This is a genomic window from Streptomyces sp. NPDC048192 (assembly GCF_043202415.1).
Classification (GTDB): Bacteria; Actinomycetota; Actinomycetes; order Streptomycetales; family Streptomycetaceae; genus Streptomyces.
In genome coordinates this window covers 94681-110887 of record NZ_JBIDAL010000009.1, presented here as the reverse complement: position 1 = coordinate 110887, position 16207 = coordinate 94681, and the positions used below count along the sequence as shown (strand labels likewise).

Here is a 16207-nt window from a genome sequence, read left to right as displayed (position 1 = left end):
CACCCATGAGCAAGATCCTGATCCGTGGTGCGAAGGTGCTCGGCGGGGAGCCGCAGGACGTCCTGATCGACGGCGAGACGATCGCCGAGGTGGGCACGGGCCTGTCCGCCGAGGGCGCCGAGGTCGTGGAGGCCGGCGGCAAGGTGCTGCTGCCGGGCCTGGTCGACCTGCACACCCATCTGCGGGAGCCCGGTCGCGAGGACTCCGAGACCGTCCTGACCGGCACCCGCGCGGCCGCGTCCGGCGGCTACACCGCCGTCTTCGCCATGGCCAACACCTTCCCCGTCGCCGACACCGCCGGCGTGGTCGAGCAGGTGTGGCGGCTCGGCCAGGAGCACGGCTACTGCGACGTGCAGCCCATCGGCGCCGTCACCGTCGGCCTGGAGGGCAAGAAGCTCGCCGAGTTGGGCGCCATGCACGACTCGGCGGCCGGCGTCACCGTCTTCTCCGACGACGGCAAGTGCGTGGACGACGCGGTGATCATGCGCCGCGCGCTGGAGTACGTGAAGGCCTTCGGCGGGGTCGTCGCCCAGCACGCGCAGGAGCCGCGGCTGACCGAGGGCGCCCAGATGAACGAGGGCGTCGTCTCCGCCGAGCTGGGCCTGGGCGGCTGGCCGGCCGTCGCCGAGGAGTCGGTCATCGCCCGGGACGTGCTGCTCGCCGAGCACGTCGGCTCCCGCGTCCACATCTGCCACCTGTCCACCGCCGGCAGCGTGGAGATCGTCCGCTGGGCCAAGTCCCGCGGCATCCAGGTCACCGCCGAGGTGACCCCGCACCACCTGCTGCTCACCGACGAGCTGGTGCGCACCTACAACCCCGTCTACAAGGTCAATCCGCCGCTGCGCACCGAGCGCGACGTGCACGCCCTGCGCGAGGCCCTGGCGGACGGCACGATCGACATCGTCGCCACCGACCACGCCCCGCACCCGCACGAGGACAAGGACTGCGAGTGGGCCGCCGCCGCCATGGGCATGGTCGGCCTGGAGACCGCGTTGTCAGTGGTCCAGGAGACCATGGTCGAAACGGGCCTGCTGGACTGGGCCGGCGTCGCCGACCGGATGTCCGTCAAGCCCGCGCAGATCGGACAGGCCACCGGACACGGCCGTCCCGTCTCGGCTGGTGAGCCCGCCAACCTCACCCTCGTCGACACGGCATACCGTGGCCAGGTGGACCCCGCGGGCTTCGCCTCGCGCAGCCGCAACACCCCGTACGCGGGACGCGAGCTGCCGGGCCGTGTGACGCACACGTGGCTGCGGGGCAAGGCCACGCTCGTCGACGGGAAGCTCACGTGACACCTGTAATCCTGCTGGCCGAGGCGGAGAAGTCGGCCCCGGTCACCGACTGGCCGGCCCGCATCGGCTGGCTCGTCGGACTCGCCCTCTTCGTCGCGCTCGTCTACTGGCTGATGCGCGAGGGCTGGAAGTGGCGCGGCACGCTCCAGAGCGACCTGCCCGCGCCGCCCGGCGCGCCGGAGGAGACCGGCCCGGTGAAACTGAGCATGAGCGGCCGCTACCACGGCTCCACCACGGCCGGCCAGTGGCTGGACCGCATCGTGGCCCACGGCCTGGGCACCCGAAGCCGGGCCGAGCTCACCCTGACCGACGCGGGCCTGGAGGTCGAGCGCCCCGGCGCGAGCGACTTCTTCGTCCCCGCCGCCGCACTGCGCGGCGCCCGGCTGGACAAGGGCATCGCCGGCAAGGTCCTCACCGAGGGCGGACTGCTGGTGGTGACCTGGACGCTGGGCGACAAGCTGATCGACTCCGGCTTCCGCTCCGACCACGCGGCCGAGCACGCCGAGTGGGTCGACACCCTGAACCACATGATCAACGACACGGAAGGCGCACGATGACGACCTCCACAAGGGGAGCTGACAGGGTTCCCGCCGTACTCGTCCTGGAGGACGGCCGCATCTTCCGCGGCCGCGCCTACGGGGCCGTGGGGGAGACCTTCGGCGAGGCCGTGTTCTCCACCGGCATGACCGGCTACCAGGAGACCCTCACCGACCCGTCGTACGACCGCCAGATCGTCGTCGCCACCGCCCCCCAGATCGGCAACACCGGCTGGAACGACGAGGACGACGAGTCCGGCCGCATCTGGGTCTCCGGCTACGTCGTGCGCGACCCCGCGCGCGTGCCGTCCAACTGGCGCGCCAAGCGCTCCCTGGACGACGAGCTGGAGCGCCAGGGCGTGGTCGGCATCTCCGGCATCGACACCCGGGCGCTCACCCGCCATCTGCGCGAGCGCGGCTCCATGCGCGCCGGCATCTTCTCCGGCGCGGCGATCGCCGCCGACTCCGAGCTGGTCGCGCGCGTGCAGGCCCAGCCGCACATGAAGGGCGCGAGCCTGTACGAGGAGGTCGCGACCAAGGAGGCGTACGTCGTCCCCGCGATCGGCGAGAAGAGGTTCACCGTCGCCGCGATCGACCTCGGCATCAAGGGCATGACCCCGCAGCGCATGGCCGAGCGCGGCATCGAGGTGCACGTCCTGCCCGCCACCGCCACGGCCGACGAGGTCTACGCGGTCGGCCCGGACGGCGTGTTCTTCTCCAACGGCCCCGGCGACCCGGCGACCGCCGACGGCCCGGTGGCGCTCATGACCGCCGTCCTGGAGCGCAGGACCCCGCTGTTCGGCATCTGCTTCGGCAACCAGATCCTCGGCCGCGCCCTCGGCTTCGGCACCTACAAGCTGAAGTACGGCCACCGCGGCATCAACCAGCCGGTCCAGGACCGTACGACCGGCAAGGTCGAGGTGACCGCGCACAACCACGGCTTCGCCGTCGACGCGCCGCTCGACAAGGTCAGCGAGACGAAGTTCGGCCGCGCCGAGGTCTCGCACGTCTGCCTGAACGACAACGTCGTGGAGGGGCTGCAGCTGCTCGACCAGCCGGCCTTCTCCGTCCAGTACCACCCCGAAGCGGCCGCCGGTCCGCACGACGCCGCCTACCTGTTCGACCGCTTCGTCTCCCTGATGGAGGGCCAGCGTGCCTAAGCGCACCGATATCCAGTCCGTCCTGGTCATCGGCTCCGGCCCGATCGTCATCGGCCAGGCCGCCGAGTTCGACTACTCAGGCACCCAGGCGTGCCGCGTGCTCAAGGCCGAAGGCCTGCGCGTCATCCTCGTCAACTCCAACCCGGCGACGATCATGACCGACCCGGAGATCGCCGACGCCACCTACGTCGAGCCGATCACCCCGGACTTCGTCGAGAAGATCATCGCCAAGGAGCGCCCCGACGCCCTGCTGCCCACCCTGGGCGGCCAGACGGCGCTGAACACCGCCATCGCCCTGCACGAGAACGGCGTTCTCACCAAGTACGGCGTGGAGCTGATCGGCGCCCGGCCCGAGGCCATCCACAAGGGCGAGGACCGCGACCAGTTCAAGGAGGTCGTGGAGGAGGTCCGCAGGAAGATCGGGCACGGCGAGTCCGCCCGCTCGGTCATCTGCCACTCCATGGACGACGTCCTCAAGGGCGTCGAGACCCTCGGCGGCTACCCGGTCGTCGTCCGCCCGTCCTTCACCATGGGCGGCGCCGGCTCCGGCTTCGCGCACGACGAGGAGGAGCTGCGCCGCATCGCCGGGCAGGGCCTCACGCTCTCGCCGACCACCGAGGTGCTCCTGGAGGAGTCCATCCTCGGCTGGAAGGAGTACGAGCTGGAGCTGATGCGCGACAAGAACGACAACGTCGTGGTCGTCTGCTCCATCGAGAACTTCGACCCGATGGGCGTGCACACCGGCGACTCGATCACCGTGGCGCCCGCGATGACCCTGACCGACCGCGAGTACCAGATCCTGCGGGACATCGGCATCGCCGTGATCCGCGAGGTCGGCGTCGACACCGGCGGCTGCAACATCCAGTTCGCGGTGAACCCCGAGGACGGTCGCGTGATCGTCATCGAGATGAACCCGCGCGTGTCGCGCTCGTCGGCCCTGGCCTCCAAGGCCACCGGCTTCCCTATCGCCAAGATCGCCGCCAAGCTGGCCGTCGGCTACACCCTGGACGAGATCCCGAACGACATCACGGCCGAGACCCCGGCCTCCTTCGAGCCCACGCTCGACTACGTCGTCGTCAAGGCCCCCCGGTTCGCCTTCGAGAAGTTCCCGCAGGCCGACTCGTCGCTGACCACCACCATGAAGTCGGTTGGCGAGGCCATGGCCATCGGCCGCAACTTCCCCGAGGCGTTCCAGAAGGCGCTGCGCTCGCTGGAGAAGAAGGGCAGCCAGTTCACCTTCGTCGGCGACCCGGGCGACAAGCAGGCGCTGCTGGAGGAGTCCCGCCGCCCCACCGACGGCCGGATCAACACCGTCATGCAGGCCATCCGCGCGGGCGCCACCCCCGAGGAGGTCTTCGAGTACACGAAGATCGACCCGTGGTTCGTGGACCAGCTCTTCCTGATCAAGGAGATCGCGGACGAGCTGGCCGAGGCCCCCGAGCTGACCCGCGACCTGCTCGCCGAGGCCAAGCGGCACGGCTTCTCCGACCAGCAGGTCGCCGAGATCCGCGGCCTGCGCGAGGACGTCGTCCGCGAGGTGCGGCACGCGCTCGGCCTCCGCCCGGTCTACAAGACGGTCGACACCTGCGCCGCCGAGTTCGCCGCGAAGACGCCGTACTTCTACTCGGCCTACGACGAGGAGTCCGAGGTCGCGCCCCGCGAGAAGCCGGCCGTCATCATCCTGGGCTCCGGCCCGAACCGCATCGGCCAGGGCATCGAGTTCGACTACTCCTGCGTCCACGCCTCCTTCGCGCTGTCCGAGGCCGGGTACGAGACCGTGATGGTCAACTGCAACCCGGAGACCGTCTCCACCGACTACGACACCTCCGACCGGCTGTACTTCGAGCCGCTCACGCTGGAGGACGTGCTGGAGATCGTCCACGCCGAGCAGCAGGCCGGGCCGGTCGCCGGTGTGATCGTGCAGCTGGGCGGCCAGACCCCGCTCGGCCTGTCACAGGCCCTGAAGGACAACGGAGTGCCGATCGTCGGCACCTCCCCGGAGGCCATCCACGCCGCCGAGGACCGGGGCGCCTTCGGCCGCGTCCTCGCCGAGGCGGGCCTGCCCGCCCCGAAGCACGGCACGGCCACCACCTTCGCCGAAGCCAAGGCCATCGCCGACGAGATCGGCTACCCCGTGCTGGTCCGGCCGTCGTACGTCCTCGGCGGGCGCGGCATGGAGATCGTCTACGACGAGACCCGCCTCGCCGCGTACATCGCCGAGTCCACCGAGATCAGCCCCTCCCGGCCCGTCCTCGTCGACCGCTTCCTGGACGACGCCATCGAGATCGACGTCGACGCCCTCTACGACGGCGAGGAGCTGTACCTCGGCGGCGTGATGGAGCACATCGAGGAGGCCGGCATCCACTCCGGCGACTCCGCGTGCGCCCTGCCCCCGATCACCCTCGGCGGCTTCGACATCAAGCGGCTGCGCGCCTCCACCGAGGCCATCGCGCGCGGTGTCGGGGTCCGCGGCCTGATCAACATCCAGTTCGCGATGGCGGGCGACATCCTCTACGTGCTGGAGGCCAACCCGCGCGCCTCCCGCACGGTCCCCTTCACCTCGAAGGCGACCGCGGTGCCGCTGGCCAAGGCCGCCGCCCGGATCTCGCTGGGCGCGACCATCGCCGAGCTGCGCGCCGAGGGGCTGCTGCCGAAGAACGGCGACGGCGGCGAGCTGCCGCTGGACGCGCCGATCTCCGTCAAGGAGGCCGTCATGCCGTGGTCGCGGTTCCGCGACATCCACGGCCGCGGCGTCGACACCGTCCTCGGCCCGGAGATGCGCTCCACCGGCGAGGTCATGGGCATCGACTCCGTCTTCGGCACGGCGTACGCCAAGTCGCAGGCCGGCGCGTACGGCCCGCTGCCCACCAAGGGCCGGGCGTTCATCTCGGTCGCCAACCGCGACAAGCGCTCGATGATCTTCCCGGCGCGCGAGCTGGTCGCGCACGGCTTCGAGCTGCTGGCCACCTCCGGCACCGCCGAGGTCCTCAAGCGCAACGGCATCAACGCCACGGTCGTGCGCAAGCAGTCCGAGGGCACCGGCCCGAACGGCGAGCGGACCATCGTCCAGCTCATCCACGACGGCGAGGTCGACCTCATCGTCAACACCCCGTACGGCACCGGCGGCCGCCTCGACGGCTACGACATCCGTACGGCGGCCGTGGCCCGCTCGGTGCCGTGCCTGACGACCGTGCAGGCCCTCGCAGCGGCCGTCCAGGGCATCGACGCCCTCAACCACGGCGACGTGGGCGTCCGCTCGCTCCAGGAACACGCGGAGCACCTGACCGCCGCCAGGGACTAGCGGCCGGCCCCGAGGGGGACACCGGAAACGGTGTCCCCCTCTTCATGAGGACTACTGAGGACTTTCCGAGATGTACAAGCTGTTCTTCCGTCTGGTGTTCACCCGGATGGACCCCGAGAAGGCCCACCACCTCGCCTTCCGCTGGATCCGCCTCGCCGTCCGCGTCCCCGTGCTGCGCACCTTCCTCGCCGCCGCCCTCGCGCCCCGCTACAAGGAGCTGCGCACGGAGGCCTTCGGGCTGCGGATGCACGGCCCCTTCGGGCTGGCCGCCGGCTTCGACAAGAACGCCGTCGCCGTCGACGGCATGTCGATGCTCGGCTTCGACCATGTGGAGATCGGCACGGTCACCGGCGAGCCGCAGCCGGGCAACCCGAAGAAGCGGCTGTTCCGCCTCGTCGCGGACCGTGCGCTGATCAACCGCATGGGCTTCAACAACGACGGCTCGCTGGCCGTCGCGGCCCGCCTCGCGACCCGCGAGCCCGTCTTCAGGACGGTCGTCGGCGTCAACATCGGCAAGACCAAGGTCGTCCCGGAGGCGGAGGCCGTCGCCGACTACGTGAAGTCGGCCGAGCGCCTCGCGCCGTACGCGGACTACCTGGTCGTCAACGTCTCCTCGCCGAACACCCCCGGCCTGCGCAACCTCCAGGCCACCGAGGCGCTGCGCCCGCTGCTGACCGCCGTCCGCGAGGCCGCCGACCGCACGGTCGCGAACCGGCGCGTCCCGCTGCTGGTGAAGATCGCCCCCGACCTCGCCGACGAGGACGTCGACGCCGTCGCCGACCTGGCGGTGGAGCTGGGCCTGGACGGCATCATCGCCACCAACACCACCATCGCCCGCGAGGGGCTCGGCCTGACGTCCGCGCCCGCGCTGGTGAAGGAGACCGGCGGCCTGTCCGGCGCCCCGCTCAAGGCGCGCTCCCTGGAGGTCCTGCGCCGCCTGTACGCGCGCGTGGGCGACCGGATCACCCTGGTGGGCGTCGGCGGCATCGAGACCGCCGAGGACGCCTGGCAGCGCATCCTGGCCGGCGCCACGCTGGTCCAGGGCTACAGCGCCTTCGTCTACGAGGGCCCCTTCTGGTCCCGCGCCATCCACAAGGGCCTCGCCGCCCGCCTGCGCACCAGCCCCTACGCCACCCTCGCCGACGCGGTCGGCGCCGACGTGAGGAAGCCCGCATGAGCCCGATGGAGCCCTTCGGCGCCCGGCTGCGCCGCGCCATGGACGAGCGCGGCCCGCTGTGCGTCGGCATCGACCCGCACGCCTCCCTGCTCGCCGAGTGGGGCCTGGACGACGACGTGGCCGGCCTGGAGCGGTTCAGCCGCACGGTCGTCGAGGCCGTCGCCGGCCGGGTCGCCGTGATCAAGCCGCAGAGCGCCTTCTTCGAGCGGTTCGGCTCGCGCGGGGTCGCCGTGCTGGAGAAGGTCGTCCGGGAGGCCCGCGCGGCCGGCGCCCTCGTCGTGACGGACGCCAAGCGCGGCGACATCGGCTCGACCATGGCCGGGTACGCCGAGGCCTACCTGCACAAGGACGCCCCGCTGTTCTCCGACGCCCTGACCGTCTCGCCGTACCTCGGCTACGGCTCGCTCAGCCCGGCGGTGGCGCTGGCCCGGGAGAGCGGCGCCGGGCTGTTCGTGCTGGCGCTGACCTCCAACCCGGAGGGCCCGGAGGTGCAGCACGCGGTCCGCTCGGACGGCCGGACCGTGGGCGCGACCATGCTGGCCCACCTGGCCGCCGAGAACGCCGGGGAGGAGCCGCTGGGCTCCTTCGGCGCCGTGGTCGGCGCCACGGTCGGCGACCTGTCGTCGTACGACCTCGCGATCAACGGTCCGCTCCTCGCGCCCGGCGTCGGCGCGCAGGGCGCCACGGCGGCCGACCTTCCGAAGGTGTTCGGGGCGGCGGTGCGCAACGTCGTGCCGAACGTCAGCCGGGGTGTGCTGCGGCACGGTCCCGACGCCGGGGCGCTGCGCGCGGCCGCGGAGCGCTTCGCCGAGGAGGTCCGGGCGGCCGTTTCCGGTGCCTGAGACCACCGGGGAGCGCTCGGGTGAGCTCTCTCGCGGCGACTTGAGTGTGAATACATCCTCAAATCGGGGGCAGAATGTCGGAAATGTCCGGCCTGGCGGAGGCTGACCAGGACTTTTCCGCTGTTCTCGCTGACTCTGGCGGCCTTGACCGCTAGTCTCCGAGCTGTGGGGACACCCCCACACCCATGAGGTAGTGGGGGAGAACGGGCGAAGCGTGTTGCTCGTAGCTCCCCAGGTGTGGGGCGACTAGGTTCCTCACCGGTCCGTATCCGACAGTTCGACATCCGAGGTGACGTAGGCGTGGCTCTTCCGCCCCTTACCCCCGAACAGCGCGCAGCCGCGCTCGAAAAGGCCGCCGCGGCTCGCCGGGAGCGGGCCGAGGTCAAGAATCGACTCAAGCACTCCGGCGCCTCCCTGCACGAGGTCATCAAGCAGGGCCAGGAGAACGACGTCATCGGCAAGATGAAGGTCTCCGCACTGCTCGAGTCGCTGCCGGGCGTGGGCAAGGTCCGCGCCAAGCAGATCATGGAGCGTCTGGGCATCTCCGAGAGCCGCCGCGTGCGCGGTCTCGGTTCCAACCAGATCGCTTCCCTGGAGCGTGAGTTCGGCAGCACCGGCTCCTGAGCCCGCCTCCCCGCGCAGGGGGAGTCGAACCGGGAGTCCCGGGCACACCGGGATTGCTGGAATAATCGCTGCATGAGTGAACGTCCGCGGCTGACCGTGCTCTCCGGCCCCTCGGGGGTCGGCAAGAGCACGGTCGTCGCCCATATGCGCAAGGAACACCCCGAGGTCTGGCTCTCGGTGTCGGCCACCACCCGCAAGCCCCGCCCCGGCGAGCAGCACGGAGTCCACTACTTCTTCGTCACCGACGACGAGATGGACAAGCTGATCGCCAACGGCGAGCTGCTGGAGTGGGCCGAGTTCGCCGGCAACCGCTACGGCACGCCCCGCGCGGCCGTGCAGGAGCGGCTGGAGAAGGGGGAGCCCGTCCTCCTGGAGATCGACCTCCAGGGCGCCCGCCAGGTGCGGGAGTCCATGGGGGACGCCCAGCTGGTGTTCCTGGCTCCGCCCTCCTGGGAGGAGCTGGTGCGCAGGCTGACCGGCCGGGGGACCGAGCCGCCCGAGGTCATCGAGCGCCGCCTGGAGGCGGCCAGGACCGAGCTGGCGGCCGAGCCGGAGTTCGACACCACCCTGGTCAACACCTCCGTCGAGGACGTGGCGCGCGAGCTGCTAGCCTTGATGGATGTCGTGTGATCACGTTGCGTGGTCATGAATGATCTTTTCCCATCCATCGGAAGGTAGAGTGTGTCCTCTTCCATCACCGCGCCCGAGGGCATCATCAACCCGCCGATCGACGAGTTGCTTGAGGCCACCGACTCGAAGTACAGCCTCGTGATCTACGCGGCCAAGCGGGCCCGCCAGATCAACGCGTACTACTCGCAGCTCGGCGAGGGCCTGCTCGAGTACGTCGGTCCCCTCGTCGACACCCACGTCCACGAGAAGCCGCTGTCGATCGCCCTGCGTGAGATCAACGCCGGCCTGCTGACCTCCGAGGCCGTCGAGGGCCCGGCGCAGTAACCGTTCGTTCTCGCAGACAGGCCCGGCGGCGCGACCGCCGGGCCTGTGGTGTGTCATGGGGTGTGCAGGATTCCGAGTCCGGGGAGTGAGCGTGGACAAGCCGAAGGTCGTTCTGGGGGTCAGCGGCGGCATCGCCGCCTACAAGGCCTGTGAGCTGCTGCGCAGGTTCACGGAGTCCGGCCATGACGTGCGCGTCGTGCCCACCGCCTCCGCGCTGCACTTCGTCGGCGCCGCCACCTGGTCCGCTCTGTCCGGCAACCCCGTGGCGACGGACGTCTGGGACGACGTCCACGAGGTCCCGCACGTCCGCATCGGCCAGCACGCCGACCTGGTCGTGGTCGCGCCCGCCACCGCCGACATGCTCGCCAAGGCCGCCCACGGCCTCGCCGACGACCTGCTGACCAACACCCTGCTCACCGCCCGCTGCCCGGTCGTCTTCGCGCCCGCCATGCACACCGAGATGTGGGAGCACCCGGCCACCCAGGAGAACGTGGCCACGCTGCGCCGCCGCGGCGCCGTCGTCATCGAGCCCGCCGTCGGCCGGCTCACCGGCGTCGACACCGGGAAGGGCCGGCTGCCCGACCCGGTGGAGATCTTCGAGGTCTGCCGCCGGGTGCTGGCCCGGGGCGTCACCGAGCCCGACCTGAAGGGGCGGCACGTCGTCGTCTCGGCCGGCGGGACCCGCGAGCCCCTCGACCCGGTGCGCTTCCTCGGCAACCGCTCCTCCGGCAAGCAGGGCTACGCCCTCGCCCGTACCGCGGCCGCCCGGGGCGCCCGGGTCACCCTGATCGCCGCCAACGCAGGGCTGCCCGACCCGGCGGGCGTGGACGTCGTACCGGTCGGCACGGCCGTCCAGCTGCGCGAGGCCGTCCTGAAGGCGGCGGCGGACGCCGACGCGGTCGTCATGGCCGCCGCCGTCGCCGACTTCCGCCCCGCGGCCTATGCCACCGGCAAGATCAAGAAGAAGGACGGCCAAGACCCCGAGCCGGTCGTCCTCGTGCGCAACCCGGACGTCCTCGCGGAGATCTCCGCCGAGCGCGCCCGTCCTGGCCAGGTGGTCGTCGGGTTCGCCGCCGAGACCGACGACGTCCTCGCCAACGGACGCGCCAAGCTCGCCCGCAAGGGCTGCGACCTGCTCGTGGTCAACGAGGTCGGGGAGCGCAAGACGTTCGGCTCCGAGGAGAACGAGGCGGTGGTGCTGGGCGCCGACGGCAGTGAGACCCCGGTGCCGCACGGGCCCAAGGAAGCCCTCGCCGACGTCGTCTGGGACCTCGTCGCACAGCGCCTGACCTGAGGTGCGCCCGGCGCCGGCGGCAGGTGCACGACAGGCGCAATCGGGGCGTGGCGGGCCTGGCCAATGCCGCCCGGCATTGGGCAGAATGCCCGTGCCGCAGGTCACAGCGCTCCCGAGAGGCGAGACAGGTGGCCCATCGGCCGAGTGCGACCGATAAACTGTTCACGGCCGACGCCGGGCGCAGCCCTGTGCGTCGACCGCAAATGATCAGCCAGCAGCCGCTGCAACCCCAGGGAGCGTTGTGTCCCGTCGCCTGTTCACCTCGGAGTCCGTGACCGAGGGTCACCCCGACAAGATCGCTGACCAGATCAGCGACACCATTCTCGACGCGCTTCTGCGCGAGGACCCGACCTCCCGGGTCGCCGTCGAGACGCTGATCACCACTGGCCTGGTGCATGTGGCCGGCGAGGTGACGACCAAGGCCTACGCGGACATCGCGACCCTGGTCCGCAGCAAGATCCTCGAGATCGGCTACGACTCCTCCAAGAAGGGCTTCGACGGCGCCTCCTGCGGTGTGTCGGTCTCCATCGGCGCGCAGTCCCCGGACATCGCGCAGGGCGTCGACGCGGCCTACGAGGCCCGGGTCGAGGGCGACGACGACGAGCTGGACCGGCAGGGCGCCGGCGACCAGGGCCTGATGTTCGGCTACGCCTCGGACGAGACGCCGACCCTGATGCCGCTGCCGATCTTCCTGGCCCACCGCCTGTCCAAGCGGCTGTCCGACGTGCGCAAGAACGGCACCATCCCCTACCTGCGCCCGGACGGCAAGACGCAGGTCACCATCGAGTACGACGGCGACAAGGCCGTCCGCCTCGACACGGTGGTCGTCTCCTCCCAGCACGCCTCCGACATCGACCTGGAGTCGCTGCTCGCCCCCGACATCCGCGAGTTCGTCGTGGAGCCGGAGCTGAAGGCCCTGCTGGACGAGGGCATCAAGCTCGACACCGAGGGCTACCGCCTGCTGGTCAACCCGACCGGCCGTTTCGAGATCGGCGGCCCGATGGGCGACGCCGGCCTGACCGGCCGCAAGATCATCATCGACACGTACGGCGGCATGGCCCGCCACGGCGGCGGCGCCTTCTCCGGCAAGGACCCGTCCAAGGTGGACCGCTCGGCGGCGTACGCGATGCGCTGGGTCGCCAAGAACGTCGTCGCCGCGGGCCTCGCCTCCCGCTGCGAGGTCCAGGTCGCCTACGCGATCGGCAAGGCCGAGCCGGTCGGCCTGTTCGTCGAGACGTTCGGCACCGCCAAGGTCGACGCCGAGAAGATCGAGAAGGCGATCGACCAGGTCTTCGACCTCCGTCCGGCCGCGATCATCCGCGACCTCGACCTGCTCCGCCCCATCTACGCCCAGACGGCCGCCTACGGCCACTTCGGCCGCGAGCTGCCCGACTTCACCTGGGAGCGCACGGACCGCGTGGACGCCCTGCGCGCCGCAGTGGGCCTGTAAGCCCGGCCCAGCCCGCACACCGAGGCCCGGTTCCCTTTCTCGGGGGCCGGGCCTTGGCGTCTGTCGCGGGACCGGGTCGTCGGTGAAAGTCCGTTGTCGGTGGCGTTTGGTAAGAATGCAAGGGTGAGCAGCGACAACGAGCCGGGGGACGGCGGGGCCGACGGGGCGCCGCCGGAGCAGCTCGCGCTGATCCGGGAGAGCGTGCGCAAGGCACGGGCGCCGCGGGCGAAGCCGCGTACCTGGCGGGGGGCCGCGCTCGCCGAGGAGCTGCCCGTCGCCCGGGTGCTCGTCGACAAGGGCGTGCTGCACCTCGACCGGTACTTCGACTACGCGGTCCCCGCCGAGCTGGACGCCGACGCTCAGCCGGGCGTGCGGGTGCGGGTGCGGTTCGGCGCGGGGCGGCACCGGGTGCGCGAAGGGCGCCGCGAGGGCGGCGGGCTCATCGACGGCTTCCTCGTCGAGCGCCGCGCAGAATCCGACTACAGCGGGCCGCTGGCCGCACTGGCCCAGGTCGTCTCCCCGGAGCGCGTGCTGAGCGAGGAACTGCTCGGCCTCGCGCGAGCCGTCGCCGACCGCTACGCCGGAAGCCTCGCCGACGTCCTCCAACTGGCCGTGCCGCCCCGCAGCGCACGAGCGGAGCAGCGGCCGTCCCCCGCGCCACTGCCCCCGCCCGAAGCCCCCGAGGCGGGCCCCTGGGGGCGCTACGAGCACGGCGCCGCCTTCCTCCACGCCCTCGCCACGGGCAAAGCTCCCAGGGCCGTCTGGAACGCGCTGCCGGGCCCCCTGTGGAGCGAGGAACTGGCCCGCGCCGTCGCCGCCACGCTCGCCTCCGGCCGCGGCGCCCTGGTCGTCGTACCGGACGGGCGGGCCGCCGCGCGCGTCGACGCCGCGCTCACCGGCCTGCTCGGCGCCGGCCGGCACGCGCTGCTCACCGCCGACGCCGGGCCCGAGAAGCGGTACGCGCAGTGGCTCGCCGTTCGACGGGGCTCCGTACGGGCCGTGGTCGGGACCCGGGCCGCCATGTTCGCGCCCGTGCAGGACCTGGGGCTCGTCGCCATCTGGGACGACGGCGACGACAGCCACAGCGAGCAGCACGCCCCGCAGCCGCACGCCCGCGACGTGCTGCTGCTGCGCGCCGCGCTGGACAAGTGCGCCTTCCTGCTCGGCGGCTTCGCCTGCACCGTGGAGGCCGCCCAGCTCGTGGACAGCGGCTGGGCCCGGCCGCTGGCCGCCGGCCGCGACCAGGTGCGCCGGGCCGCGCCCCTGGTCCGCACCGTCGGGGACGGCGACCTCGCGCGCGACGAGGCCGCCCGCGCCGCCCGGCTGCCCACCCTGGCCTGGCAGACGGCCCGCGAGGGGCTGCGGCACGGGCCCGTGCTGGTCCAGGTGCCCCGGCGCGGTTACGCACCCCGCCTGGCCTGCGCCCAGTGCCGTGCTCCGGCCCGCTGCCGGCACTGCTCCGGGCCGCTCCAGGGGCAGGACGCGGGCGTGCTGCGGTGCGGCTGGTGCGGACGCGAGGAGAGCGGCTGGCACTGCCCCGAGTGCGGCGGATTCCGGCTGCGTGCCCAGGTCGTGGGGGCCCGGCGTACGGCCGAGGAGCTGGGGCGGGCCTTCCCCGCCGTCCCGGTGCGCACCTCGGGGCGGGAACACGTGCTGGACACGGTGCCGGGCACGCCCGCGCTGGTGGTGAGCACCCCGGGGGCCGAACCGGTCGCCGAGGGCGGATACGCGGCGGCCCTCCTGCTGGACGGCTGGGCCATGCTCGTACGGCCCGACCTGCGGGCCGGCGAGGACGCGTTGCGCCGGTGGATCGCGGCGGCCTCGCTGGTGCGGCCGCAGAGCGAGGGCGGCACGGTGGTCGTGGTGGCCGAGCCGACCCTGCGGCCGGTGCAGGCGCTGGTGCGCTGGGACCCCGTCGGACACGCGGTGCGCGAACTGGCCGAACGCGCCGAACTGGGCTTCCCGCCCGTGTCGCGGATGGCGGCCGTGTCCGGGACGCCCGCGGCCGTCGCCGAGTTCCTCGCCTCGGTCGAACTGCCGCCGGACGCCGAGGTGTTGGGACCAGTGCCGATACCACCGGCGCCGCCCGGCGGGTCCCGCAGACCGGGAGCGCCGCCGCCGGGTGAGCACTGGGACCGGGCGCTGATCCGGGTCCCGCCGGGCAGCGGATCCGCGCTGGCCTCCGCTCTGAAGGCCGCACAGGCCGCACGGATGGCGCGGGGGAGCGGAGAGCCGGTGCGGGTGCGGATCGATCCCCCGGACATCGGCTGACGGGCGGCAGACGTGCTGCCGGTCGCGGCGCCAGTCGCGCGCTGGCCGGGGGCGTCGACCGGAGGGCGCCGAGCAGGGGGCGTCGGGGCGGCTGGGCCCTCCTGCGCACGCCTGGCCGCTCGGTAGCCGACGCCTGCGCACGCCTGGCTCCGGTCGGCCTCATGCGCAGGTCTGTCTCCGGTCGGCCGCCTGCGTGCGTGTGCTCCCCGCTCGGTAGGCGGCCTGTGCGTGCCTGGCCCCGGTCCGCCGCCCGTGCGCGTCCGTGGTCCCGGTCGGCCGCCTGCGCACGCCTGGCCTGGGTCCGCCGCCTGCGTCGGTTTGCCGCCGGTCCGGCCCCTGCCCAGGTTTGCCCCCCGTCGGCCTCTTGCGTACGTCTGCCTCCGGTCGGCCGCGCGTGCGCGTCCTCCCCGCTCGGTAGGCGGCCTGCGCGCATCCGGCCCCGGTCCGCCGCCCGCGCGTGTCCGTGGCCCCGGCCGGCCGCTTGTGTGGACCTGGCCCCGATCCGCCGCCCGCGCCTCTGTGCGCGCGGGCCCGGCCCTCCAGGACGGCGTCCTAGGCACGTCTGCCCTCCCGGGGGCCGGGAGGGCAGGGAAGGCGTCGGCGGGCGGTGCGCCGTGGGTCAGGGGTTGCGCGGTCCGGGGAAGGCTGTCGGGCGGGCGTCGTCGCGCAGGGACTGGCTGCCCGCGGTCGGCTGCGTCGGCATGGAACGGGCTGCGGGGACCGTCGGGACGGTCGGCAGGCCGGTGTTCGCGCCGACCGTGCGGGTGCCGGACGGCTCCGTGGCCCGCTCGGCCTCGGCCGCCGCCTGGGCGGCGGCGCGGCGTGCGCCGTAACGGCGGTGCACCGCCTGCTTGGTGACGCCGAGCGCCGAGCCCACCGCGTCCCACGAGAAGCCGAGGGAGCGGTCGAAGTCCACGGCCGCCGTGACGAGGGTCTCGACGCTGTCCCGGAGCTCCTGGGCGAGGCGCACCGTCGGGGCGGGAGCGCGTCCGTAGACGACGAAGCCCGTGGAGGGGCCGGAGCGGCGCGGGCGGTAGACGTTGCCCAGCTGGGCGGTGAGCGTGCGCAGCGCGTCCACCTGCCGGCGGACCCGCTCGATGTCCCGCACCAGCAAGTGCAGGCTGGCCCGGGCCTGGGCGTCGTGGGTTGCGTGGTCGGCCATGAACAAGCCTCTCGAACCGGCGTTGAAAGGAATCGGGCCGAGAAAGCGGCCCTGTGTGGTCAACTCTCTCTTGACCAACGCGTGGGCGCTCCGCTGGTCACGGGGTGGGGGCGTACGGGCATATGCATACGCCGGTGCGGTCCG

At 72.5% G+C, this 16207-nt stretch carries 13 protein-coding genes; 12 read left to right on the top strand and 1 reads right to left on the bottom strand.

All coding sequences use genetic code 11. The annotated features are described in order from the left end of the window. The first annotated feature begins 5 nt into the window (after positions 1-5). From ACGFZN_RS20545 to ACGFZN_RS20490, 12 genes are all read left to right on the top strand, one after another. On the top strand, positions 6-1292 hold the full coding sequence (locus ACGFZN_RS20545) for a dihydroorotase (protein ID WP_393859900.1): 1287 nt from the start codon (positions 6-8) through the stop codon (positions 1290-1292). After that, a complete protein-coding gene (locus ACGFZN_RS20540) occupies positions 1289-1849 on the top strand; it encodes a hypothetical protein (RefSeq protein WP_393859899.1) in 561 nt (186 codons plus the stop codon). The genes ACGFZN_RS20545 and ACGFZN_RS20540 overlap by 4 nt, the downstream gene beginning before the upstream one ends. Beyond that, positions 1846-2988, top strand: a complete 1143-nt coding sequence (gene carA, locus ACGFZN_RS20535; protein WP_393859898.1) for a glutamine-hydrolyzing carbamoyl-phosphate synthase small subunit — start codon at positions 1846-1848, stop codon at positions 2986-2988. The genes ACGFZN_RS20540 and carA overlap by 4 nt, the downstream gene beginning before the upstream one ends. Next, positions 2981-6289: a carbamoyl-phosphate synthase large subunit gene (gene carB / locus ACGFZN_RS20530; RefSeq protein WP_393859897.1), complete on the top strand. Its 3309-nt coding sequence runs from the start codon at positions 2981-2983 to the stop codon at positions 6287-6289. Before carA ends, carB begins: the two co-directional genes overlap by 8 nt. A 70-nt stretch (positions 6290-6359) precedes the next feature. After that, the gene (locus tag ACGFZN_RS20525; protein ID WP_393859896.1) at positions 6360-7466 is read left to right on the top strand and encodes a quinone-dependent dihydroorotate dehydrogenase; all 1107 of its coding nucleotides are present in this window, start codon (positions 6360-6362) and stop codon (positions 7464-7466) included. Continuing rightward, positions 7463-8308 carry an orotidine-5'-phosphate decarboxylase gene (gene pyrF, locus ACGFZN_RS20520; RefSeq protein WP_393859895.1) on the top strand — a complete coding sequence of 282 codons (846 nt, stop codon included), beginning with the start codon at positions 7463-7465 and terminating at the stop codon, positions 8306-8308. The genes ACGFZN_RS20525 and pyrF overlap by 4 nt, the downstream gene beginning before the upstream one ends. 300 nt (positions 8309-8608) lie before the next feature. Beyond that, positions 8609-8932: an integration host factor gene (locus ACGFZN_RS20515; RefSeq protein WP_003977346.1), complete on the top strand. Its 324-nt coding sequence runs from the start codon at positions 8609-8611 to the stop codon at positions 8930-8932. Positions 8933-9004: 72 nt separating this feature from the next. After that, positions 9005-9562: a guanylate kinase gene (gene gmk, locus ACGFZN_RS20510; protein ID WP_393859894.1), complete on the top strand. Its 558-nt coding sequence runs from the start codon at positions 9005-9007 to the stop codon at positions 9560-9562. 51 nt (positions 9563-9613) lie between these two features. Then, positions 9614-9886: a DNA-directed RNA polymerase subunit omega gene (rpoZ, locus tag ACGFZN_RS20505; RefSeq protein ID WP_003982715.1), complete on the top strand. Its 273-nt coding sequence runs from the start codon at positions 9614-9616 to the stop codon at positions 9884-9886. Positions 9887-9977: 91 nt separating this feature from the next. Further along, positions 9978-11180, top strand: coding sequence for a bifunctional phosphopantothenoylcysteine decarboxylase/phosphopantothenate--cysteine ligase CoaBC (coaBC, locus tag ACGFZN_RS20500; RefSeq protein WP_393859893.1), 1203 nt, complete (start codon positions 9978-9980; stop codon positions 11178-11180). Positions 11181-11421: 241 nt separating this feature from the next. After that, the gene (gene metK / locus ACGFZN_RS20495) at positions 11422-12630 is read left to right on the top strand and encodes a methionine adenosyltransferase (protein WP_393859892.1); all 1209 of its coding nucleotides are present in this window, start codon (positions 11422-11424) and stop codon (positions 12628-12630) included. Between the two features lie 123 nt (positions 12631-12753). Next, entirely contained in the window at positions 12754-14901 is a 2148-nt protein-coding gene (locus tag ACGFZN_RS20490) for a primosomal protein N' (RefSeq protein ID WP_393859891.1), read from the top strand. 619 nt (positions 14902-15520) lie between these two features. On the opposite strand, the gene ACGFZN_RS20485 is transcribed toward ACGFZN_RS20490, so the two are convergent. Continuing rightward, positions 15521-16063 (bottom strand): hypothetical protein, encoded by a 543-nt coding sequence (locus ACGFZN_RS20485; protein ID WP_393859890.1) that lies wholly within the window; start codon positions 16061-16063, stop codon positions 15521-15523. Between the last annotated feature and the right edge of the window lie 144 nt (positions 16064-16207).

Excerpts from the sequence above, each read along its gene's own strand:
- ACGFZN_RS20545 (WP_393859900.1), top strand. The coding sequence starts at position 6 with ATGAGCAAGATCCTGATCCGTGGTGCGAAGGTGCTCGGCGGGGAGCCG.
- carA (WP_393859898.1), top strand. The coding sequence starts at position 1,846 with ATGACGACCTCCACAAGGGGAGCTGACAGGGTTCCCGCCGTACTCGTC.
- ACGFZN_RS20525 (WP_393859896.1), top strand. The coding sequence starts at position 6,360 with ATGTACAAGCTGTTCTTCCGTCTGGTGTTCACCCGGATGGACCCCGAG.
- pyrF (WP_393859895.1), top strand. The coding sequence starts at position 7,463 with ATGAGCCCGATGGAGCCCTTCGGCGCCCGGCTGCGCCGCGCCATGGAC.
- gmk (WP_393859894.1), top strand. The coding sequence starts at position 9,005 with ATGAGTGAACGTCCGCGGCTGACCGTGCTCTCCGGCCCCTCGGGGGTC.
- ACGFZN_RS20485 (WP_393859890.1), bottom strand. The coding sequence starts at position 16,063 with ATGGCCGACCACGCAACCCACGACGCCCAGGCCCGGGCCAGCCTGCAC.